The sequence below is a fragment of the Roseobacter denitrificans OCh 114 genome (assembly GCF_000014045.1).
GTDB classification, from domain to species: domain Bacteria; phylum Pseudomonadota; class Alphaproteobacteria; order Rhodobacterales; family Rhodobacteraceae; genus Roseobacter; species Roseobacter denitrificans.
Genome location: NC_008209.1, coordinates 2,457,279 through 2,478,214, shown reverse-complemented (window position 1 = coordinate 2,478,214; position 20,936 = coordinate 2,457,279). Strand labels below are relative to the sequence as shown.

The following is a 20,936-nucleotide window of genomic DNA, read 5'->3' as shown; positions in this document are numbered from 1 at the left end:
ATCAGAAGGTTGTGTTGACGGTGACTTCGAAGGTCTGTTCGCGGTCAAAATCTTCCTTGCGGATCGCATCGGAAAAGTTGAACCGCAGCGGGCCAACAGGCGTTTCCCACAAAACGGACACGCCGATGACATGGCGGAACGACCCGCTCTCGCCGACGACCCTGCCGCCGCTCAGGTCAACGTCATTCAGATCCCACAGGTTGCCCACATCATAGAACAGGCCGCCCGTGATGCCATATTCCTCAGGCAGTCCGACGGGAAACTCCGCTTCAAAGCGCGCCGCAACAAAGAGGTTGCCGCCCAAGGGGTCTTCGTTGGATTCCGACAAATCGCGTGGGCCGATCCCGCCCGGCTCAAAGCCGCGGATCGTGTTCGTGGATAGCAGGAACCTGTCAACCGCCCGGTTGGCACCACTTTGATAGTTCAAGGCCCCGCCTTCGAGAGTGGCGCGCAACGTCACGTCTTCGTTGAATATTTTACGCTCACCCACAACTTTGGCGCTGGTACGGATAAAGGTGTTGTCCCCGCCGACACCCGCAAAATCCTGTCCGAACTCGAACAGATACCCGGCCGTCGGGTCCAGACCCGTCGTGCGTGAATCGTAGACATACCGGTACCCGATGGAGCTGTTGACGAGCTCACCCTCGTCAATATCGCGGCCAATGATCGGGCCATTATCAGAATCGCTACCGCGATCCTTCATTTCCGACTGGTCGTATTTGTAATTCAACTCAAGACGCGAGTTCGCCCCGACCGGAAAGCTGAGCGACGGTGTCAGCACCGCGCGATCTGTGTCGTATGTCACTGTTGAACTCGTGCTTTCCGAAACATCAAGCCGCAGCCCGAAGCCGACATCCCGCCCCAGAAATGCCGGTTCGAAAAAGTTGACCCGGTAAAGTTGATCATCTTCTGCCGTTGACAGCGTCAAACCGAGCCGCTGGCCCCGCCCAAGGAAGTTCCGTTCCGTGAACTGGATCGCAAAACCGATACCATCGTTGGTCGAAAAGGACGCACCAAAGGACAGTGACCCGGTCGGCTGCTCTTCGACATCGACATCCACGATCACCTGATCCGGTGAAGATCCCTCCCGCGCGTTCACCTCTGCCGCGGAAAAGAAGCCAAGCGCACGGATGCGTTCAGCGGATTCGCGGATTTCGCGGGGGTTGAAAGGGTCGCCCTCCACGCTGTTGAATTGCCGGCGGATCACCTGATCCAGCGTGGTGGTGTTGCCTTCGATATCAATCCGCTCGACAAACACTCTGGGACCGCGGGTCAGCACATATTCAACGTTGATCGTCAGATTGCGCTCGTCGCGCGTGATGCGCGGCTCGACCCGCATGAAATCCACGCCATCAATGATCGCTTGACGTTCCATTCTGGCAATGTCCGCCTCGATCAGCGTGGGCGAATAGACCACACCGCTGCGCGTTTTGACCGTCTCGCGGTATAGATCGCTGTCGGCTTCGGCCAGCTCGCTTGCGACGGTAATCTCGCCGACCCGGAATTGCTGACCCTCCTGCACATCGAATACAAGGAAGTAGCCATCGCGTTCTTCGGTCAACTCCGCGTTGACCGAATTGGTGCGAAAATCAACATAGCCCCGCGACAGGTAGAAATCGCGCAAAACCTGCCGGTCAAATTCGATCCGATCCTCAACCAGCGTGTCACTGCGCACAAAGGCGCGGAACAATCCCGCCTGTTTCGTTTCGAGGACCCGGCGCAGGCGTCTGTCGGAATAAACACGGTTTCCGGTAAAGCTCAGGCGTTCGATTTCGATATTGTCACCTTCGAAAATCTCGAAAATCAAATCAACCCGGTTGTCAGAGCGGCGGATGATCGTGGGTGTCACCCTGGCAGCGATGCGGCCCTCCGATGCATAGGCGTCGGCGATCAGCGCCGCGTCCCGTTCCGCCTGCGCCGGGTTGAAGACCCTGCGTTCATTGGAACCGATGGCGGCAGCCAGTGTTTCATCACCGATCCGGGCATTGCCTTCAAAGTTGATCCGGTTGATCGTCGGATACTCCACCACGGTGATGTTGAGTGCATTTCCCCGTGGCTCAAAATCAACACTTTCAAAAAGACCGGAGTCCTGCAGCCTCTGAAGGCCGGCATTCAGTTCACCGGCGGAAATGCTCTGACCGGGCACAATACCAGCCCGTGACAGGATCGCGGAATCCCCGATCCGCGCGTTCCCCTCGATGTTGACGGTGTTGATTGCGATCTGTTGCGCCAGTGCGACCCCGCTTGGCGCAATCCAAGTTGCTGATATCGCCAGACAAAAGGCCCCGGCCCGCAATGGTTTTATGAAAGTGCGGCGCGTCGCGCCCTGCACGCCTTGCGCGCCAGTTATGCCCGGTTTCATGATCTGCCTCGACCCTCAGAATTTTATTATATTCTGAGTACCGATTTTGGCCCCACTTGTCAAAACCATGTGGGTCCTAAATGCAAATCTACTAGATGGGGCGGAACCTGACAAAAGGGTCGCAGCCCCCGGTGATTACTGCACCAGCGTGGCCATCCAGGCCCCGATGCCCAGCGACAACGTCACAGTAGACACGTAAAGCGCCCTGTCCCAGTTCAAATCAATCAGCAGGCTCAACCCACGATAGCCGTTTTGTACGGTCTGCATAAAATGCCCTCACTCGCTGTGTGAGGCTTGGGTAGCATTGGAATATGGCAAGAATTTGGTCAACGCGGGCAGGATCGGGACCATCTGTCACGCATCCCCACCTCAGGGGCAGAAGATATCATTGCCAAGCGCAAAGAGCATCAACGTCAGCACCGTTGCCAGCCCAAATGTCATCAGCACGCGTAGCGCCTTGTCACTGGGCGGCTTGCCGGTCACCGCCTCATAAGCGTAAAACACAAGGTGCCCCCCATCCAGCGCAGGCACAGGGAAAAGGTTCAACAGCCCCACGGCGGTGCTGAGAACGGCAATGAACCAGATGAAACTCTCCGCCCCCTGACTGGCCATGGCACCCGAGGTTTGCGCGATCCCGATCGGTCCGCTCAGATTGCAGGTGCTGATCGCGCCGCTGATCATATGTCCCAGACCTGATAGCGAGCCGTTGATGATGCGCCAGGTCTGGCTCACACCGCCGGAAATTGCCTCGATGACCCCGGGACGCTCTGTTGCCGGCTCAAAGGCAAGCCCACCGGCAATACCAATACGCCATTGCGTGGCGAAACCACCGTCATCCTGAGGCTCATCCACCCGTTTGGGCGTCAGCGATACCTCCAGCGTCTCTCCCGCGCGCCAGACGGTGAGGTCCAGCGTTGCGCCATTGCCTCCTTCGACCGCGTTTTTCAATTCGTCAAAGGCATAGATCGGGATGCCATTGATCGCGATGATCACATCGCCCTGCGCCATGCCCGCCCGGATCGCCGCACTTTGTGGCGTCAATGAATTGACCAGCGGCGGCAACATGTAAGGCCCATCAACAGTGACCGTGCGCCCATCCCGCAGCACGTCATAGGTCAACACCGGCTCGAACGGCAGCGCCTCGATAAAGGCGCGATAGGCATCCCGGTCCTCGGTACTGGGGATATCCACTCCATTGATGCCGAGAATTTCATCGCCCGATTGCAAGCCGACCGCCTCCACAGGCAGCGCCCGCATCTCGCCAACGGTCAAAGGATCACGCGCGATACCGCTTGTCAGCAATACGGCAGCAAAGACAATGATCGACAGTACAAAATTGAAGATCGGACCTGCCGCCACCGTGGCCGTGCGTGCCCAAAGCGGCGCACCATGCATGGTAGCCCGCAACCTTACCGGGTCGTTCTGAACCTCGGCCATCGCCGCGTCGTCTTTGCCGGAGGCGGCATCGGCGTCCCCTGCAAATTTCACGTATCCGCCAAAAGGCAGGGCCGCAATCTGCCAGCGCGTGCCCCGTTTGTCCGTGCGCGCAAAAAGCACAGGCCCGAAGCCGATGGAAAAAACATCTGCATGGATACCCGACCAGCGCCCGACGATGTAATGCCCGTATTCGTGGATGGCCACGATCACCGACAAGGCCAGAATGAAGGCCGCAATCGTCCAGATCAGCCCGCCAAACTGCGGGATCAAGGTCATAATATCCAATGTCAGCCTGCTCTCTTGTTGATAAACCTGCGCGCCTCTTCCCGGGCGAGATGGTCTATCCGGGCCACGTTATCAAGGGTCATGGCCGCGTTAATGTGACCCGGTTCGCCCGAGAAATGGGTCAGGACGTCTTCGACGATGCCCGCCATGTCCGTGAATCGCAGCTGCCCGTCGATAAATCCGTCGAGCGCAATTTCCTTGGAGGCGTTGAAAATCGCCCCGGCCATACCGCCGGTTTCCATCACTTCCCGGGCAAGGCGCAAGGCGGGCCAGCGCTGCTCACAGGGTGCGCGGAACGTCAACTGCGCAATGGATGCCAGATCAAGGCGCTCAACCGGGAGGGTTTTGCGGTCCGGCCAATGCAGCGCGTAGCCGATCGCGTGCCGCATGTCATGCGGCCCGACATGAGCCATCAAAGCGCCATCCCGAAACCCGACCATGGCGTGGATGAGCGATTCCGGGTGTACAAGGGCTTCAATTCTTGAAGGCTCAACACCGAAATACTCTTTCGTTTCAATAAGCTCCATGGCTTTATTAAACATTGATGCAGAGTCTATCGTGATCCGCTGCCCCATATCCCAATTCGGGTGGCTTGAGGCCTCCGCCAAGGTCGCGCCGGCCAGTTTTTCAATGGGCCAGTCGCGAAACGCGCCACCACTTGCCGTGATGATGATGCGTTCCACCGATGCGATATCCTCGCCGGTCAGCGCTTGGAAAACAGCGGAATGTTCGCTGTCGACCGGCAACAGACGCGCCTTGTTTGCCCGGGCCGTGTCCAGCATCAACGCCCCGGCACAGACCAGCGATTCCTTGTTGGCCAGCGCAAGCGTTGCACCTTGTTCCAATGCCCTGAGGCCGGGTGCCAGCCCGGCGGCCCCCACAATTGCGGACATAACCCAATCGGCGGGTCGGCAGGCGGCATCATTCAGGGCCTGTGCCCCCGCAGCCGCCACCACGCCGGAGCCATCGAGCGCCGCGCGCAGTTCGGGCAGAAGGGCATCATGTGCAGTGACTGCAATATCCGCCTTGAGACGACGGGCATCATGCGCCAATTGTTTGATATTGCCTGCACCGGTCAGAGCCACGACATCATACGCCTGCGGGTCACGCGCGATCAGGTCAATCGTGTTTTGTCCAATCGACCCGGTTGCCCCGAATATACTGACGCTGCGCATCTGTGTGTCACCCAATTCCCGGCGGGAAGGCAATGAACGGTCCGATAATCAGCAGGAAAACCGCCGCTCCCAACATACCATCAAAACGATCAAGCAGCCCGCCATGACCGGGGATCAGGTTCGAACTGTCCTTGATGCCGACACGGCGCTTGATGGCGCTCTCGGCGATATCACCCATCTGGCTGGCCATGGACACCGCGACCGACACCCCGACCAACTGCGCCCCGGCACCGGTTGTAACAACAAAGTACGCGCCGACCGCCGCCGCCCCAACCCAGCCGAACGCCGTGCCCGCCCACGTCTTCTTGGGGCTGACACGCGGCCAGAATTTCGGCCCGCCAATCATCCGCCCGGCAAAATATCCGACCACATCCGTGGCGACAACCACCAGCACGAGCCACAGCATCCAGCCAAAACCCAGATCGTCCCGCACCGACATCATTCCAAAACCGGCCAGAAGGACCAGCACAGTGAACACCATGTAAAGCGCGCGGTTCTGCGTCAGTTGCCCGAAACCGACCAGCGCGGGCGCAATAAGGATCGGCAGCGCAAACCCTACCGGCAGGTAGATCGCAGCCCCGGCGACCGCCCCGCCAAGCAGCCCAAGCTGTATCGCAACGGGAGGGTTGCGGGGCTGCAACATGCGCACCAGTTCCCAAATCATCAAACCGCAAATCAAGGCAACCAGCGCGTGAAACACATGACCGCCCATCCACACACCCCAAAGGCCCAGCAGAACCATCGCAGCGCCTGAAGTGAGCCGGACTGCCAGATCAGCCCATTTTTCGCTCTCCGCCCCCATGACAGGCTATGCCTTCACGCCGCCATAGCGCCGCTCGCGCCCGCCGTAGGCGGTGCAGACTTCCTCAAATTCGCTGCGCGTGAAGTCCGGCCAAAGCGTGTCGATGAATTCATATTCCGAATAGGCCGATTGCCAGAGCAGGAAATTCGATATCCGCGCCTCGCCACTTGTGCGGATCACAAGATCCGGGTCCGGCAGAACATAGGTATCAAGGTATTTCGGCAGTGTTTCCTCGTCCACATCCTCGGGCTTGAGCATGCCGTTAGCCACATCCTGCGCCAGTCGTTTCGTGGCGCGCGCCACCTCGTCACGCCCGCCGTAATTGATCGCGATGGTCAGATGCATATTGGTGTTCCCGGCCGTCGCGTTTTCCAATTCGGTCATGAGCCGCGCCAGCGTCGCGTCCAGCCGCGTGCGATCCCCGATAAAGCGCACCCTGACGCCATAGGTATTCAACTCGCGGGTCTCGCGCGTGATGTAGCGCTTGAATAGGCTCATCAGCCCGGCGACCTCCGCCTGCGTCCGCTTCCAGTTTTCGGTCGAAAAAGCAAATATTGTAAGGTATTTGACGCCAACTGACGGGCAGGCCTCAACGATTTCGCGCACGCGACGCGCCCCGGCATGATGGCCAAAGAGCCGCGGACGACCGCGTTGCGTGGCCCATCGGCCGTTACCATCCATTATAATCGCAACGTGTCGCGGGCATCCGGGGACTTGATTGAGGTCGGGCTGTCTTTCGGGCTCGATGACTAATTCCTCCGAACACGCCCGCCGTGAGGCCACCGCGCTCCATTTGTCTTACGTCTGTGTCCTTGTGACACAGAGTCAGTAACCATGACTACTTAAAATCTTTAAAATCACCTTTAACGCGGCCAAAGCAGGGGCATTTTTCGATGTCACAGCCCGTAATTCCGGGACTTTCGCCGCGCCTGTTCGTGTTTGCGCGTCAGACCTGCATGATTTCCGCTTGCTTTGTCGCCAACTGGTCGTCGATGCCCTTGATGTAGCGGTCGGTGATTTCCTGAACCTCGCCTTCCCAGAGCTTCTGGTCGTCCTCCGACAGGCCATCCGCTTTGGCTTTCTTGATCTGATCCATACCGTCACGCCGGATATTGCGAATGGAAACGCGGGCATGTTCGGCATATTGCCCGGCGACCTTGCTCAATTCGCGGCGGCGTTCCTCATTCAATTCAGGGATCGGCAACATGATGATCGTGCCGTTCAATTGCGGGTTTATGCCAAGACCGCTTTCGCGAATGGCTTTTTCAACCTTGCCGACCAGCCCCTTGTCCCAGACGTTGATGGTGACCATGCGCGGCTCCGGCACGTTGACGGTGCCTACCTGATTGATCGGCGTGCGCTGACCATAGGCATCCACCATCACCGGCTCCAGCATAGAAGCGGAGGCCCGTCCGGTCCGCAGGGATGCAAACTCCGTCTTCAACGATGAAATGGCGCCATCCATACGGCGTTCGATATCGTCTGTGTCCAGCATGAAGTCTTCTGACATTGCTCACTGCCCTTTCGTACATTTGGGGAGTTATAATCTGCTCGGGTGCGGAGTGTACAGCGCCGCCGTGTCCGAAGGCGCCGCTAGTCCTGAACCCGCGTATAGGTGCCCTCACCGGCCAGAATGCCGCGAAACCCGCCCGGTTCATCCAGCGAAAACACGATGATGGGCAAGTTGTTATCCCGCGCCAGCGCAATGGCAGAGGCATCCATCACCCCCAGCCGTTTTGCCAGCACATCATCATAGGTGACAGTGTCATAGCGTTTGGCATCCGCGAATTTTGCGGGGTCCTTGTCATAGACCCCATCCACCTTGGTACCCTTGAAAATCGCCTCGCAGGACATTTCGTTTGCGCGCAAGGTGGCGGCGGTGTCCGTGGTGAAATAGGGGTTCCCGGTGCCGGCGGCAAAAATGCACACGCGCTTTTTCTCAAGATGGCGCACGGCGCGGCGGCGGATGTAGGGTTCTGCCACCTCGTTCATCGTGATCGCCGAAATCACCCGCGTGTGAATACCAAGGCCCTCCAGCGCCGATTGCATCGCCAGCGCGTTCATCACCGTGGCCAACATGCCCATGTAATCGGCGGTTGTCCGCTCCATCCCCTGCGCAGAGCCCTGCAGGCCGCGAAAGATATTGCCACCGCCGATCACCATGCAGATCTCGACACCAAGCGCGTGGACCGACTGCACCTCGCGCGCGACCCGCTCCACTGTCGGCGGGTGCAGCCCAAATCCCTGATCCCCCATCAACGCTTCCCCCGAGATTTTAAGCATAACGCGCTTAAAGGCGGCCTGAGGTTCGGGCGTTGTCATGGGCGGCTCCTGATCGGTGATTTGTCTTTGCGCGCAAAATGTCCCAAAACCGCGGGAACTGCAATGCACCGAACTTTCAAGGGCGCGTAAAAAATGGACGAACGCCTCGTATTGAACCATCAGACGGTGATGGGAATGCTGGTGCCGGAGAAACCGGTGTTGATTGCCGGGCCAACAGCGTCCGGCAAATCCGCGCTGGCCTTGCGGATTGCCGCCGAACAGGGCGGGGTGATCGTGAATGCCGACGCCAGTCAGGGGTATGATTGCTGGCGGGTGTTGACCGCCCGCCCCGCGCCGGACGAAGAACGGCAAACGCCACACGCGCTCTATGGCCATCTGAATGCGAAGGTGCGCTATTCCGCCGGGCATTGGTTGCGCGATGTGATGCCGTATTTGGCTGGCGAAGCGCGCCCGATCATTGTCGGGGGCACAGGGTTGTACTTCACTGCCCTGACGCGGGGCCTTGCAGATATCCCGCCCACACCGGCAGAAATCCGCGCAAAGGGGGATCGTCTGGAACGGGCCGAGATGCTGGCAGCGCTGGACGCCCGGACCCGCGACAGAATCGACAACGCCAACCGCGCGCGGGTGCAACGTGCCTGGGAGGTCCAAATGGCAACCGGGCGCGGGCTGGCGGCATGGCAGGATGAAACCGGGGCGCCTGCCCTGCCCCTGTCAGCGGCGCAGGCAATCGTTTTCGACGTGGACAAAGAAGTGCTGAACGCGCGCATCGAAAAGCGATTTGACCTGATGCTGGCGGCAGGTGCCCTGGAAGAGGCCCGCCGCGTCCTGCCGGACTATGACCCCACCCTGCCCGCGCATCGGGCCATCGGCGCACCGGAGTTGATCGCCCATCTCAAAGGTCAGATTTCGCTGGAAGCCGCGCGCGAGGCCGCCATCACCGCAACACGTCAATATGCCAAACGGCAACGCACGTGGTTTCGCTCAAAAATGCGGCATTGGTCCGCTTACATGCCTTGAAATCGGCCACAGCACTTTCAAAAAGAGAACTTTCATGCCGCTGATTGGCGAAATTCGGGGCGTTCATTTGACACTATTCAACTTTTGCGAGAAAATCAGGAATGATTGCTGATCTGAGAATTCAAACGCTGGCACAACTGTCGGCCGGGCAGGACTGGCGGCTCTCCTTGCCGCATGACCGTCCCGAACAGTTGCTGATCTGGGTGACGCGCGGACAGGGTCGATTGCTGCTGGATGGGCAGCGTCGCGGCGTGGGTGCCCATAATGCCATTCTGGTCCCGGCCCGCCATCTGTTCGCACTGGACCTTGGCAGGCAGGCGATGGGTCAGGTCGTTGTCCTGCCCGAAGGGTCGACACTGGATTTTCCGCAGACACCCTCGCAACTGCGGATCCGTGATGCCAGCGCGATGGGGGAGTTGACCGGTTTGATCGAAGCTGCCGCGCGCGAGCAGCAAACCGCCCGCCCCCTGATGGAGGCCGCGTTGAGCGCGCATGGCGGCCTGATTTCCATCTGGCTGCAGCGCCAACTTGCGCTGGAGGAACATATCGCTGCGCGCCCGAATGCGGCGGCGCGCCTGACATCGGCCTATGCGGCGCGAATTTCAAAGCACTTTCATCAACCCATGACCATGGCGGATCACGCCGAAGCACTGCAGGTGACGCCGACCCACCTGACCCGCGCCTGCAAGGCGGCCACGGGCCGGACGGCCGCAGATTTGCTGACCGATCGGATTTTATATGAGGCGCGCCAGTTACTGACCAATACGACTGTTCCGGCGCAGGATATCGCCCGTTTTCTCGGGTTTGGCAGTGCTGCCTATTTCACGCGCTTCATGGTGCATCACACCAGATCAACGCCCTCCGCCCTGCGACGCGCTGCAACTAAACCTCAAAACGCCGCCTGAACAGGTTTGCAACCTCTCGACCACGCGGCGGCCCACCTGTCCCATTTGCGACGTGAACTATGTCGCAAAATTGCAATTTTAGGGCGCTGGCCTCCATTGACGCGCCCCCCGGATTCATGCCTCACTGCGCAGGATTAACAAAAACGGGCAAATAACGGCCTGAAAACCGGTGCGGCCCACGCGCCACATCCTGACAACAGGGGTATTAATGGGACTATTCATACTCAGACGGTTGGGCGTGATGTTGCTGACGGCGCTCTGCCTCACCTTCATCGTGTTCTGGCTGACAAATCTCTACCCAAACCTTGAAAAGCTGGCAAAGACCCAAGGCAATTTCCGCATGTCGGATGAGGCTGTCACAAGTTATCTGGACAAGAACGGCTACCTGCAGCCCCTGCCCGTCAAATTTGGCCAATGGCTGGGCGTCATGCCCGGCTGGATCCATGAAGAAGACGGCACGATCACCGGGCGCTGCTTTGCCACGGACACACCCGAAGCGGAGCGCCCGACCTATTGCGGCGTGCTGCAGGGGGACTGGGGGTTCTCAACCGTGTTCAAGGACGAGGTGGGCAGCATTGTCGCGACCCGGCTGGCGCTCACCGGCAAGCTGATGTTCGCGGTGATGCTGGTGATGGTGCCCATGGCGCTGATTGTGGGGGTTCTGGCGGGGATGCGCGAAGGATCAAAGCTCGACCGCTCCCTGTCGACGTTTTCCATCGCCTCGACCGCGACGCCGGAATATGTGTCGGGCGTGATCTTTATCGCGGTTTTCGCCTCCTCCGCCTTTGGGCTGAAGTGGTTCAAAGGGTCGGCCACCTCCGCGATGGAGAACGCCACATTTGAGAATTTCACCCTGCCGGTACTGACCATTTCCCTCTATGGCATGGGCTACATCGCACGGATGACGCGGGCGTCCATGACCGAGGTGATGACCGCGCAATACATCCGCACGGCCCGGCTCAAGGGTGTCAAGTTTTCCGACATTGTCTTGAAACACGCGTTGCGCAACGCGCTGATCGCGCCATTCACGGTGATCATGCTGCAGTTTCCCTGGCTGCTCAACGGCGTCGTGATCGTCGAAACCCTGTTCAACTACAAGGGCTTCGGCTGGTTGTTGGTGCAGGCGGCATCCAACAATGACATTGAACTGTTGCTCGCCGTGTCTGTCGTTTCTGTTTTCGTGGTTCTGGTCACGCAGTTGATATCCGATATCGGCTACGTCTACCTCAATCCACGCATTCGTATCACGTAAGGGGGGCTGGTCATGGAAGAACTTTCCTGGGGCAGTATCATTGTCCGCATGGGCATACAGTTGATGCCCGTCTGGGTGTCGCTGATCGCGCTCTTTACGATTTCGATCGTCTATAAACGCAGGCTTGGCCTTTATGGCAAATTGTTTGACAGCCGGATCGGCATGATCGGCTTTGCCCTCGTCATGTTCTGGGTATTCGTGGGGATCCTCGGTGGTCCGTTCGATATGCTGGTCACGCATGACCCGCTCAGCCAGATTTCGGGGATGAAGAACAAAATCCCCGGCACGCCGATGCGCGGTGCCGAAGAGGGCGAATACGCCTATTTTCTGCTGGGCGGTGATAACCTTGCGCGCGATGTGTTCAGCCGGATCATCAAAGGCGCGTGGATCGTGGTGCAGATCGCGCCCATCGCCACACTCTTCGCCTTTATGGTGGGGATCACGCTGGGGCTGCCTGCGGGCTATTACGGCGGGCGTCTGGACACGGTGCTGTCGTTTCTGGCGAACCTCATCCTCGCCTTCCCGGTGATCCTGTTGTTCTACCTGCTGGTCACGCCGGAGATCGTCCTGACGGGCATCCCCAACTATATGGCACTGTTCCTGTTCATCTTTCCGCTAGTCTTTGTGTGTATCCTGCTCAACTCACGCTACTACACGCAGCCGAAAATCAGAACGCCGCTGCTCATTGGTGTTCTGGGGCTTTTGGGCTGGCTCTATCTGTCGCTGGTATCCTCTGGTGGGTCCGTGGTTGCCACGCCGACCTATTCGATACCGGGGTTGCCTGCGTCTTTGGACCTCTTTGACATCGACGCCGGTATCCTCGTGGTCTTTGTGTCGGTGGTCTTTGTGAACTCGCCCACCGTGTTCCGGATCGTGCGCGGCCTCGCGATGGACATCAAGACGCGCGACTATGTCGCGGCGGCACAGACTCGCGGCGAGGGACCGTGGTACATCATGCTGTGGGAAATCCTGCCCAATGCCCGCGGACCGCTGATCGTCGATTTCTGCCTGCGGATCGGCTACACGACCATTCTGCTGGGCACCTTGGGCTTCTTTGGTCTGGGTCTTGCATCCGAAAGCCCCGACTGGGGCAGCACGATCAACGCCGGTCGACGCTTGCTGGCGCTTTATCCGCACGCGGCCATTGCCCCGGCGGTCGCGCTGCTGACGCTCGTGCTGGGTTTGAACCTGCTGGCGGATGGGCTGCGCGAGGAAAGCTTGCGTGATTGATTTGGGGCTGCGCAGCTCTGTCCCGCGCGCCCCCGGAAACATGATGCGCCGCAAATGCAGGCGCGCTCCAACAAGGAGACCGAAATGACAAAAGATGACTTTGAGGGTCCTATTCTGGAAATCGACAAGCTGTCGATCTCCTTTTTCACCCGGCTGCGGGAAATCCCTGCTGTCATGGATTTCTCGGTGCATGTGCAACCCGGCGAGGCGGTGGGTCTGGTGGGGGAATCGGGCTGTGGCAAATCGACGGTGGCGCTCGGCGTCATGCAGGACCTCGGCAAGAATGGCCGGGTGGTTGGGGGCTCGATCAAGTTCAAGGGGCGCGACCTTGGCGAGATGAGCACGGATGAGTTGCGCAGCATTCGTGGCTCGGAAATTGCCATGATCTATCAGGAACCGATGGCGTCGCTGAACCCGGCGATGAAGATCGGCCGACAGTTGATGGAAGTGCCGATGATCCATCAGGGGACGTCGGAAAAGGACGCCTATGATCGCGCCTTGCAGGTTGTGACCGATGTGAAACTGCCGGACCCGAAACGCATTTTGGGATCTTACCCGCACCAGCTGTCGGGCGGGCAGCAGCAGCGCATCGTGATCGCCATGGCGCTGATGTCGGAGCCATCGCTGCTGATCCTCGATGAACCCACCACGGCGCTTGACGTCACGGTCGAGGCGGCCATCGTCGAACTGGTCAAGGACCTCGGGCGCAAATACGGCACCTCGATGCTGTTCATCAGCCACAACCTTGGGCTTGTGCTTGAGACCTGCGACCGCATCTGCGTGATGTATTCCGGTGAGGCGGTTGAACGCGGCTCGATCGAAGACGTCTTTGACCGCATGCAGCACCCCTATACGCAGGCGCTCTTCCGGTCCATCCCGCTGCCGGGAGCCGACAAGAACGCGCGCCCGCTGGTGGCGATCCCCGGCAACTTCCCCCTGCCCCATGAACGCCCGCCGGGATGCAACTTTGGCCCCCGCTGTGACTATTTCGAAGCGGGGCGCTGCGATCAGGGCACGCTTGTGATGGAGGACGTGGAGGGGCATGACCGCCACGCCACGCGCTGCGTGAAATTCCGGGAAATCGACTGGGATGCGCCGCTGGAACTCGCCGAGGTCAAGACCAAGGGCGAAATTGGCGATGTGGTGCTCAGGATGGAAAACCTCAAGAAATACTATGAGGTGGCCGCCAATGCGATCTTTGGCGGTGGCGACAAAAAGGTGGTCAAAGCCAATGAAACCCTGAGTTTCGAGGCGCGCGAATCCGAAACACTGGCCATCGTGGGCGAATCCGGCTGCGGTAAATCCACCTTTGCCAAGGTGCTGATGGGGCTGGAAACCGCGACCGAAGGCACGATCACGCTGGGCAACCACCCCATTCAGGACACCCCCATCGAGGAGCGCGACACGCAGACCGTCGCCGATGTTCAGATGGTGTTCCAGAACCCGTTCGACACGCTCAACCCGTCGATGACGGTCGGGCGGCAGATCATCCGCGCGCTTGAGATCTTTGGGATCGGCTCAAACGAGAGCGAGCGGAATGAACGGATGCTCAAGCTGCTCGATCTGGTGAAACTGCCGCGCGCCTTCGCCACCCGGATGCCGCGCCAGCTGTCGGGCGGGCAAAAGCAGCGCGTGGGGATCGCGCGCGCCTTTGCGGGGGATGCGCGTATCGTGGTGGCCGATGAACCTGTTTCTGCCCTTGATGTATCAGTGCAGGCGGCGGTCACCGATCTGCTGATGGAAATCCAGCGCGAGCACAAGACCACGCTGCTGTTCATCAGCCACGATTTGTCCATCGTGCGCTACCTCAGCGACCGGGTGATGGTGATGTATCTGGGCCATGTGGTGGAGCTGGGCACCACAGATCAGGTCTTTGCGCCCCCCTACCACCCCTATACCGAAGCGCTGCTTTCGGCGGTGCCCATCGCGGATACCAGCGTCAAGAAGAAGCACATCGTGCTGGAGGGCGATATTCCCTCGGCCATGAACCCGCCCTCAGGCTGTCCGTTCCAGACGCGCTGCGGCTGGAAATCGAAAGTGCCCGGTGGCCTGTGCGAAAAGGAAGTGCCGCCGATGCGCACCCTTCCCGGCAACCATCAGCTGAAATGTCACCTGAGCGACGATCAGCTTGCCACTATGGAGCCTGTGATCGAGGTCGGCGTCGCTGCGGAGTAAACGGCAAAGGCCACCCGTTGCGCCGGTGCGGCGCCGGGCTGTGCAAAGGGCACGCCATAACCGGGGCATCAGCCGCCCGCGATGATCCGGACGTAGTTCTGGGTTTCCTTGTAGGGCGGAATGCCGCCGTGGCGTTTCACAGCATTCGGCCCCGCGTTATACGCCGCCAATGCCAGCCGCCATGATTTGAACCGATCATATTGTTTGCGCAGATACCGCGCGCCCCCTTCGAGGTTCTCTTCCGGGTCCAGCGGGTCAACGCGCAAATAGCGCGCCGTCGCAGGCATCAGCTGGGCCAGCCCCAGAGCGCCCTTGTGCGATTTGGCCGTCGGGTTCCAGCCCGATTCCTGTTGGACAAGTCGCAGAAACAGATCTTCGGGAATGCGGTGTTTGCGCGCCGCCGCACGCGCCATTTCCAGAAACTCGCCACGATAGGCTCCGGTGTATTGCAGCAGGTTCCATTTGCTCGGCGTGATCACCGAGGGGGGCTGCAAACGCACGGAATTCTTATATTGCCCCGCGGCACGTGTATCCAGAACGCTGGTTTGCGATTCAAAAAGCTTGCTGCGGCTCTTTGAGGAAACGGTCTGCGCCTGTGCCATGGGTGCTGCAAAAACGAGGATCGCCAAGGAAACCAAAATAGATTTCATCATAGGTGGAGTTTCAACCTTCTCACAGTTTGGCAGAACATAGCAAATTGTCATGCATTTGCCAGCCCTTGCGCGATCCTGTGCGTTGGACCGTTCCCTTCAGGCGTTTACCATGGTTTAAGACCCACGAAACAACTATGGTTTTACAAAATTTTTCTGCGTTAAGATTCGGCAAATCCGTTGATCCGCGCAGCGCCATAAGAACGAGCAATAAAGGGGGCATCATGGCCGGCTCTGTAAACAAAGTAATCCTTATCGGCAATCTGGGGCGTGACCCTGAGGTCCGCAGCTTTCAGAACGGCGGCAAAGTGTGCAACCTGCGGATTGCCACCTCCGAAACGTGGAAAGACCGCAACACCGGCGAGCGTAAGGAACGTACCGAGTGGCATTCGGTGGCCATTTTCTCTGAACCCCTTGCGCGCGTGGCCGAACAGTATCTGCGCAAGGGCTCCAAAGTGTACCTTGAGGGGCAGCTGGAGACGCGCAAGTGGCAGGATCAATCCGGGCAGGATCGCTATTCCACCGAAGTTGTGCTGCGGCCGTACTCGTCCACGCTGACCATGCTTGACGGTCGCGACTCCGGCGGGGGTGGCGGGAACTACGGAGGCGGCGGCGGTGGTGGCCAGATGGGTTATGACGACCGTGGCGGCGACAGTTACGGTGGCGGTGGAAACGCGCCAAGCCCGGCACCTTCGCGCGATCTGGATGATGAAATTCCGTTCTGATGCGTATTATGGCGGGCGAAGCGGCGTTGAGCAGATAAAAACACGCACTGTGATGCGTATGTCAGGTTTGGCGCGATACGCGCGGACCGCTTGCCTTTGTATCACGCGATATGGATTCAAAAAAAACGGCCTATCGAGTTTGAAACGATAGGCCCTCAAAAACCATGTCACCGCATCCGGCTTAACAGCACACAAGATTTGCGCTGCGCCTGAGGGCGTCTTGCTGATATCTACAGGATTGATGGTGCGGGTGAAGGGACTTGAACCCCCACGCCTTGCGGCGCCAGAACCTAAATCTGGTGCGTCTACCAGTTCCGCCACACCCGCACGAGACCGCTTTTGCTAGCCTTCGGAATCTACTAGCAAACCACAAGCCCAGTGGCGAGACCCAAAATTCAGTGATCGCGTTAAAGCTTTAGTATCAAATTTTAGCGATATTTCGTCCATGGGCACCTCAAAGGGCATCTCAATGACGCAAAAGACGATCGCGCGATCTGCAAAAGACAAGTGTTTGGCGGCTCCCCCGGTGGCGGCGCTTGAAAGTCCGCATGCGCTCTGGAGCATGCCCGGATTTGTCTATGGCGCGCGTATCCTGACGATGAAAGGCGCGCGCCGGATCGAAGACCTGCGCCCCGGCGACTACGTCATCACGCGAGGCCAAGGCGCGGTGCCTATACGTTTGATCGAGCAGCGAAGCATGGTTGTTCCCGCCGTGTATATCATCGCCGGGTCGCTGGGGCATCATCAACCCGACCTCGACAGCCTCCTGCCCGCCTCGCAAACGGTTCTGCTGAGAGACTGGCGCGCGCGGGCCTTTGCAGGTGCGCCGGAAACAATGGTGACAGTCGACAGATTGGTTGACGGGGAATTCGTCAGGGACGTGGGGCTTCAAACCCTGACCCTTTACAGTGTTTTCTGTTCAGCGCCGCAGGTGCTCTATGCTGATGGTATGGAGCTTGGCACGGCGGATACATCAATACCTACGCCCGCGCTGAACTAAAGCGCTGCGAAAGACTTCAACCATCTGACGCCGCTTTAAACACAATATTTCAAATTGTTAGATGGTTCTGGATACCTCCAGTGCCTCGTCATTCGCGATGGACAAACAGTTGTTGCAAAACGCGGGGCAGGACTTCCGGCAGGTCCTGCGCGATCAACCCGGGGCCAAATGTGATTGCGCATTCCACATGCAGCCATACTGCGATTTTCGCCGCCGCCATTGGTGTAACCCCGCGCGCCAGCAAACCGGCAATGAAGCCCGCAAGAACATCGCCCGACCCGGCTGTCGCCAGCCATGGCGCCGCGCGCGCGCCGCTTGCCTGATGCAGGAAAACCTGTTCACCCTGATCGGCAATCAGCGTGTTCTCTCCCTTTGACACCAATGTGCAGCCGACGTTCCGGGCGGCCCTGACCGTTGTTTCAGCACGTTCGTCGACGGACGCATCCCCGCAACCGCCTCCAAACAGCCGCGCAAACTCCCCCGCATGTGGCGTCAAGACGCAAGCCGGGTGCAACAGCCCACGCAGGTCCGGATTTGCCGCCAGAACGGTAAGCGCATCGGCGTCCAGCACAGTGGGGCGCTTGGATGTCAACACCTCCTTGATGAGCGCTGCTTGTGCCGACGCTGTCCCAAAACCAGGCCCGACGCAAATCGCCGATATCCGCTTGTCCGACAGGGCCGTTTGCACATCATGCGGTGTCGCGATTTTTCTGACCATCAAGGCCGAGATATGCGTCGCGACCTCCAGCATCGCCGCTGGCGGCGTCCCCAGGCTGACCACCCCCGCCCCGATCCGCAACGCGGCCATGGCGGCAAGCCTCGCAGCCCCGGTTTTACCCGCACCTCCCGACAGGACGAGCGCATGGCCGTGATCGAACTTGTGCCCCTGTTGTTTCTGTAACAGTTCCAGCGGCAGGTTTGATTCATTGATCGTGTTGATGGCCATGATGTGCCCTATGTTTGCGCGTGCGATTATAGATACAGAGCTCAAAGACCAATGTCTTGAACCATATTCTTGCCGCAATATGACAGGCCATTTTGATGCGCCTGCTTTCGTCTGTGAAAAGTAACTGTCAGATCTGCGGGAAATACCGAACGCTGCGCAGCGTCCATCGGCCCGCGCTCACCCAGACCGGAAGGGACGTCGACAGCGACAAAATATGCCGCGCGCCGATGCTCATGGCAGGCAGCCAAAACCGGTTGCAGCCCGCGCAAGGGTCGGTTCAAGCCAATGCCGAAAAGCGCATCCACAACAACGCGCGCCGGTGGGTTACAAAAAGCGGTGGCTGCGAAACTCTCTGCTTCTTGCGGCGTGACCGTCGGAAAAGAAAGCCGCTGCGTACACCCTGTTGGCAATTCGACCCACCTGTTGAGATTGCGGTGTGCATCCTGCGGCATCTTTGCGGGGTCGGCGTAAAGAAACACAGTGACCGGCCAGCCCCGCTCAAGCAACAGGCGCGCAATGACCAACCCATCGCCGCCGTTATTGCCGGGACCGCACAGGACCGTGGCACGATGTGACCCTGTTGCAAGCTCCGGTTTACTGGAAAAAAGCGCATCGATCACGCTGCACCCGGCCCGCTCCATCAATTCCAAACCGGTGACTCGACCTGAGTCGATGGCGGCGTTTTCCAAGGCGCGCATTTCCAGAGATGTCAGGATTTCCGGCAATCGAATCCTCCCGGCGATTCAGTTTCGCCCAATATTTGTGCATCACGCCGCAAAAATAAGCGGCACTGATGGATTAACACATCATTTCCAAGCCTACTCAGGTCTATCCATGGACCGTCGCACATCAAAATGATCTGCAAACTCTAGAAAACCGCTGAGGGAGGCCCACAATGAAAAAGATCGAGGCAGTGATTAAACCGTTCAAATTGGACGAAGTCAAAGAAGCGCTGCAAGAAGTTGGTGTACAAGGCCTGTCCGTCATAGAGGTCAAGGGTTTTGGGCGCCAGAAGGGTCATACCGAACTTTATCGCGGGGCCGAATATGTTGTCGATTTCCTGCCCAAGGTGAAAATCGAAATCGTTCTGGACGACGACATGGTGGAAAGCGCCATTGAAGCGATCGTATCCGCCGCGAAAACTGAAAAGATCGGTGACGGCAAGATCTTCGTCACCCCCGTTGAACAAACCATCCGCATCCGCACAGGCGAGACCGGGTCAGACGCGCTCTGAACCCAAGCGGCCCCACACGACCATTCCAGAAAAAAGGGATATCCGAGAATGAGCAAAGAACTACTGAAGATGATTGCGGACGAAGGTGTTGAATACGTCGATATCCGCTTTACCGACCCCCGCGGCAAGCTGCAGCACGTCACGGTCATCGCTGATGAGGTGGACGAAGACTTCCTCGAAGAAGGCTTCATGTTTGACGGTTCCTCGATTGCCGGTTGGAAGTCGATCGAAAACTCCGACATGAAACTGATGCCGGATGTGGAAAGCGCCTATGTCGACCCGTTCTATGCAGAAAAAACCGTGTGCCTGCATTGCTCGATCGTGGAGCCGGATACCGGCGAACCCTATGAGCGTGACCCACGCTCGACAGCGCAGAAAGCCGAAGCGTTTCTGAAATCATCGGGCATTGGTGATGTGTCCTACTGGGGCCCCGAGGCGGAATTCTTCCTGTTTGACAACGTCAAATACTCCAATTCGATCAACAAGGTATCTTACGAAGTTGATGCGGTGGATGCATCGTGGAACACAGATACGGATTATGAGATGGGCAACATGGGCCACCGCCCCGGCGTCAAGGGTGGCTATTTCCCGGTCAACCCGATTGACGAATCCCAGGACCTGCGTTCCGAAATGTTGTCGACGATGAAACGTCTGGGCATGAAAGTGGACAAGCACCATCACGAGGTTGCGTCCTGTCAGCACGAGTTGGGCCTGATCTTTGGCAGCCTGACCAAACAGGCGGATGAGTTGCAGAAATACAAATATGTGATCCACAACGTGGCCCACGCCTATGGCAAATCCGCAACCTTCATGCCCAAGCCGATCTATGGCGATAACGGCACGGGCATGCACTGCAACATGTCGATCTGGAAAGATGGCAAGCCGCTCTTTGCGGGCGACAAATACGCGGACCTGAGCCAGGAAGCGCTGTATTACATCGGCGGCATCCTAAAGCACGCCAAGGCGCTGAACGCCTTCACCAACCCGGCGACGAACAGCTACAAACGCCTGATCCCGGGGTTTGAAGCGCCGGTACTGCGTGCCTATTCCGCCCGCAACCGGTCAGGCTGCGTGCGTATTCCATGGACCGAAAACCCGAAGGCCAAGCGCGTCGAGGCACGCTTCCCGGATCCGGCGGCGAACCCGTACCTGTGCTTTGCGGCACTGCTGATGGCAGGGCTGGACGGTATCATGAACAAAATCGACCCCGGCGAGGCCATGGACAAAAACCTCTATGATCTGCCTGCTGAGGAGTTGGCCGGGATCCCCACAGTCTGCGGATCGCTGCGCGAAGCAATTGAATCGCTTCAGGCGGACATGGACTTCCTGCTGGCGGGTGACGTCTTTACCAAGGATCAGATCGAAGGATACATCGAGCTGAAAATGGAAGAGATCGAGACATACGAACACACGCCGCACCCGGTCGAATTTGGCATGTATTACAGCTGCTAAGTC

General features: G+C 58.7%; 20 protein-coding genes and 1 tRNA gene. 9 read left to right on the top strand and 12 right to left on the bottom strand.

Annotated features, from left to right (window positions below; translation table 11 throughout):
• Position 1: 1 nt before the first annotated feature.
• The 8 genes from bamA to pyrH all read right to left on the bottom strand — a co-directional run bounded on the left by bamA (position 2) and on the right by pyrH (position 8,383).
• Positions 2 to 2,362: an outer membrane protein assembly factor BamA gene (gene bamA, locus RD1_RS11935; RefSeq protein WP_044033117.1), complete on the bottom strand. Its 2,361-nt coding sequence runs from the start codon at positions 2,360 to 2,362 to the stop codon at positions 2 to 4.
• Between the two features lie 135 nt (positions 2,363 to 2,497).
• Complete coding sequence (locus tag RD1_RS21385; RefSeq protein WP_011568760.1) at positions 2,498 to 2,629, bottom strand: hypothetical protein; 132 nt, start codon at positions 2,627 to 2,629, stop codon at positions 2,498 to 2,500.
• 102 nt (positions 2,630 to 2,731) lie between these two features.
• A complete protein-coding gene (rseP, locus tag RD1_RS11930) occupies positions 2,732 to 4,084 on the bottom strand; it encodes an RIP metalloprotease RseP (RefSeq protein WP_044033116.1) in 1,353 nt (450 codons plus the stop codon).
• A 2-nt stretch (positions 4,085 to 4,086) separates the two neighbouring features.
• Complete coding sequence (gene dxr / locus RD1_RS11925; RefSeq protein WP_011568758.1) at positions 4,087 to 5,259, bottom strand: 1-deoxy-D-xylulose-5-phosphate reductoisomerase; 1,173 nt, start codon at positions 5,257 to 5,259, stop codon at positions 4,087 to 4,089.
• A gap of 7 nt (positions 5,260 to 5,266) precedes the next feature.
• Positions 5,267 to 6,061 (bottom strand): phosphatidate cytidylyltransferase, encoded by a 795-nt coding sequence (locus RD1_RS11920; protein ID WP_011568757.1) that lies wholly within the window; start codon positions 6,059 to 6,061, stop codon positions 5,267 to 5,269.
• A 6-nt stretch (positions 6,062 to 6,067) separates the two neighbouring features.
• A complete protein-coding gene (gene uppS, locus RD1_RS11915; RefSeq protein ID WP_050759084.1) occupies positions 6,068 to 6,742 on the bottom strand; it encodes a polyprenyl diphosphate synthase in 675 nt (224 codons plus the stop codon).
• A gap of 265 nt (positions 6,743 to 7,007) precedes the next feature.
• A complete protein-coding gene (gene frr / locus RD1_RS11910; RefSeq protein WP_011568755.1) occupies positions 7,008 to 7,571 on the bottom strand; it encodes a ribosome recycling factor in 564 nt (187 codons plus the stop codon).
• Positions 7,572 to 7,654: 83 nt separating this feature from the next.
• The gene (gene pyrH / locus RD1_RS11905; protein WP_011568754.1) at positions 7,655 to 8,383 is read right to left on the bottom strand and encodes a UMP kinase; all 729 of its coding nucleotides are present in this window, start codon (positions 8,381 to 8,383) and stop codon (positions 7,655 to 7,657) included.
• Positions 8,384 to 8,476: 93 nt separating this feature from the next.
• Here pyrH and miaA point away from each other — a divergent pair, with 93 nt between their 5' ends.
• From miaA to RD1_RS11880, 5 genes are all read left to right on the top strand, one after another.
• Positions 8,477 to 9,364: a tRNA (adenosine(37)-N6)-dimethylallyltransferase MiaA gene (gene miaA / locus RD1_RS11900; protein ID WP_050759083.1), complete on the top strand. Its 888-nt coding sequence runs from the start codon at positions 8,477 to 8,479 to the stop codon at positions 9,362 to 9,364.
• Positions 9,365 to 9,465: 101 nt separating this feature from the next.
• Entirely contained in the window at positions 9,466 to 10,269 is an 804-nt protein-coding gene (locus RD1_RS11895; protein ID WP_011568751.1) for a helix-turn-helix domain-containing protein, read from the top strand.
• Between the two features lie 208 nt (positions 10,270 to 10,477).
• Positions 10,478 to 11,521 carry an ABC transporter permease gene (locus RD1_RS11890; protein WP_011568750.1) on the top strand — a complete coding sequence of 348 codons (1,044 nt, stop codon included), beginning with the start codon at positions 10,478 to 10,480 and terminating at the stop codon, positions 11,519 to 11,521.
• A gap of 12 nt (positions 11,522 to 11,533) precedes the next feature.
• Positions 11,534 to 12,751, top strand: a complete 1,218-nt coding sequence (locus RD1_RS11885; RefSeq protein ID WP_011568749.1) for an ABC transporter permease — start codon at positions 11,534 to 11,536, stop codon at positions 12,749 to 12,751.
• 84 nt (positions 12,752 to 12,835) lie between these two features.
• On the top strand, positions 12,836 to 14,926 hold the full coding sequence (locus RD1_RS11880) for a dipeptide ABC transporter ATP-binding protein (RefSeq protein ID WP_011568748.1): 2,091 nt from the start codon (positions 12,836 to 12,838) through the stop codon (positions 14,924 to 14,926).
• 68 nt (positions 14,927 to 14,994) lie between these two features.
• On the opposite strand, the gene RD1_RS11875 is transcribed toward RD1_RS11880, so the two are convergent.
• Positions 14,995 to 15,579: a lytic transglycosylase domain-containing protein gene (locus RD1_RS11875; protein ID WP_011568747.1), complete on the bottom strand. Its 585-nt coding sequence runs from the start codon at positions 15,577 to 15,579 to the stop codon at positions 14,995 to 14,997.
• Positions 15,580 to 15,800: 221 nt separating this feature from the next.
• Between RD1_RS11875 and ssb the strand changes: the two genes are divergently transcribed.
• Positions 15,801 to 16,301 carry a single-stranded DNA-binding protein gene (gene ssb / locus RD1_RS11870; RefSeq protein WP_011568746.1) on the top strand — a complete coding sequence of 167 codons (501 nt, stop codon included), beginning with the start codon at positions 15,801 to 15,803 and terminating at the stop codon, positions 16,299 to 16,301.
• A 242-nt stretch (positions 16,302 to 16,543) separates the two neighbouring features.
• On the opposite strand, the gene RD1_RS11865 is transcribed toward ssb, so the two are convergent.
• Positions 16,544 to 16,628: transfer RNA gene (locus RD1_RS11865), tRNA-Leu, on the bottom strand.
• 142 nt (positions 16,629 to 16,770) lie between these two features.
• Here RD1_RS11865 and RD1_RS11860 point away from each other — a divergent pair.
• A complete protein-coding gene (locus RD1_RS11860; RefSeq protein WP_011568745.1) occupies positions 16,771 to 17,301 on the top strand; it encodes a Hint domain-containing protein in 531 nt (176 codons plus the stop codon).
• Positions 17,302 to 17,389: 88 nt separating this feature from the next.
• Here the strand turns inward: RD1_RS11860 and RD1_RS11855 are convergent, their stop codons facing one another.
• Entirely contained in the window at positions 17,390 to 18,247 is an 858-nt protein-coding gene (locus RD1_RS11855; RefSeq protein WP_044033114.1) for an NAD(P)H-hydrate dehydratase, read from the bottom strand.
• 41 nt (positions 18,248 to 18,288) lie between these two features.
• Positions 18,289 to 18,972, bottom strand: coding sequence for an NAD(P)H-hydrate epimerase (locus RD1_RS11850; protein WP_044033113.1), 684 nt, complete (start codon positions 18,970 to 18,972; stop codon positions 18,289 to 18,291).
• Positions 18,973 to 19,142: 170 nt separating this feature from the next.
• Here RD1_RS11850 and RD1_RS11845 point away from each other — a divergent pair, with 170 nt between their 5' ends.
• Both RD1_RS11845 and glnA read left to right on the top strand, forming a co-directional pair.
• Complete coding sequence (locus tag RD1_RS11845) at positions 19,143 to 19,481, top strand: P-II family nitrogen regulator (RefSeq protein WP_011568744.1); 339 nt, start codon at positions 19,143 to 19,145, stop codon at positions 19,479 to 19,481.
• A 48-nt stretch (positions 19,482 to 19,529) separates the two neighbouring features.
• Positions 19,530 to 20,933 carry a type I glutamate--ammonia ligase gene (gene glnA, locus RD1_RS11840; RefSeq protein ID WP_011568743.1) on the top strand — a complete coding sequence of 468 codons (1,404 nt, stop codon included), beginning with the start codon at positions 19,530 to 19,532 and terminating at the stop codon, positions 20,931 to 20,933.
• Positions 20,934 to 20,936: the final 3 nt, after the last annotated feature.

Excerpts from the sequence above, each read along its gene's own strand:
- RD1_RS11855 (WP_044033114.1), bottom strand. The coding sequence starts at position 18,247 with ATGGCCATCAACACGATCAATGAATCAAACCTGCCGCTGGAACTGTTA.
- RD1_RS11860 (WP_011568745.1), top strand. The coding sequence starts at position 16,771 with ATGACGCAAAAGACGATCGCGCGATCTGCAAAAGACAAGTGTTTGGCG.
- RD1_RS11920 (WP_011568757.1), bottom strand. The coding sequence starts at position 6,061 with ATGGGGGCGGAGAGCGAAAAATGGGCTGATCTGGCAGTCCGGCTCACT.
- bamA (WP_044033117.1), bottom strand. The coding sequence starts at position 2,362 with ATGAAACCGGGCATAACTGGCGCGCAAGGCGTGCAGGGCGCGACGCGC.
- glnA (WP_011568743.1), top strand. The coding sequence starts at position 19,530 with ATGAGCAAAGAACTACTGAAGATGATTGCGGACGAAGGTGTTGAATAC.
- pyrH (WP_011568754.1), bottom strand. The coding sequence starts at position 8,383 with ATGACAACGCCCGAACCTCAGGCCGCCTTTAAGCGCGTTATGCTTAAA.
- RD1_RS11845 (WP_011568744.1), top strand. The coding sequence starts at position 19,143 with ATGAAAAAGATCGAGGCAGTGATTAAACCGTTCAAATTGGACGAAGTC.
- dxr (WP_011568758.1), bottom strand. The coding sequence starts at position 5,259 with ATGCGCAGCGTCAGTATATTCGGGGCAACCGGGTCGATTGGACAAAAC.
- RD1_RS11885 (WP_011568749.1), top strand. The coding sequence starts at position 11,534 with ATGGAAGAACTTTCCTGGGGCAGTATCATTGTCCGCATGGGCATACAG.
- RD1_RS11875 (WP_011568747.1), bottom strand. The coding sequence starts at position 15,579 with ATGATGAAATCTATTTTGGTTTCCTTGGCGATCCTCGTTTTTGCAGCA.
- RD1_RS11895 (WP_011568751.1), top strand. The coding sequence starts at position 9,466 with ATGATTGCTGATCTGAGAATTCAAACGCTGGCACAACTGTCGGCCGGG.
- uppS (WP_050759084.1), bottom strand. The coding sequence starts at position 6,742 with ATGGATGGTAACGGCCGATGGGCCACGCAACGCGGTCGTCCGCGGCTC.
- miaA (WP_050759083.1), top strand. The coding sequence starts at position 8,477 with ATGGACGAACGCCTCGTATTGAACCATCAGACGGTGATGGGAATGCTG.
- ssb (WP_011568746.1), top strand. The coding sequence starts at position 15,801 with ATGGCCGGCTCTGTAAACAAAGTAATCCTTATCGGCAATCTGGGGCGT.
- RD1_RS11880 (WP_011568748.1), top strand. The coding sequence starts at position 12,836 with ATGACAAAAGATGACTTTGAGGGTCCTATTCTGGAAATCGACAAGCTG.
- RD1_RS11890 (WP_011568750.1), top strand. The coding sequence starts at position 10,478 with ATGGGACTATTCATACTCAGACGGTTGGGCGTGATGTTGCTGACGGCG.
- RD1_RS21385 (WP_011568760.1), bottom strand. The coding sequence starts at position 2,629 with ATGCAGACCGTACAAAACGGCTATCGTGGGTTGAGCCTGCTGATTGAT.
- frr (WP_011568755.1), bottom strand. The coding sequence starts at position 7,571 with ATGTCAGAAGACTTCATGCTGGACACAGACGATATCGAACGCCGTATG.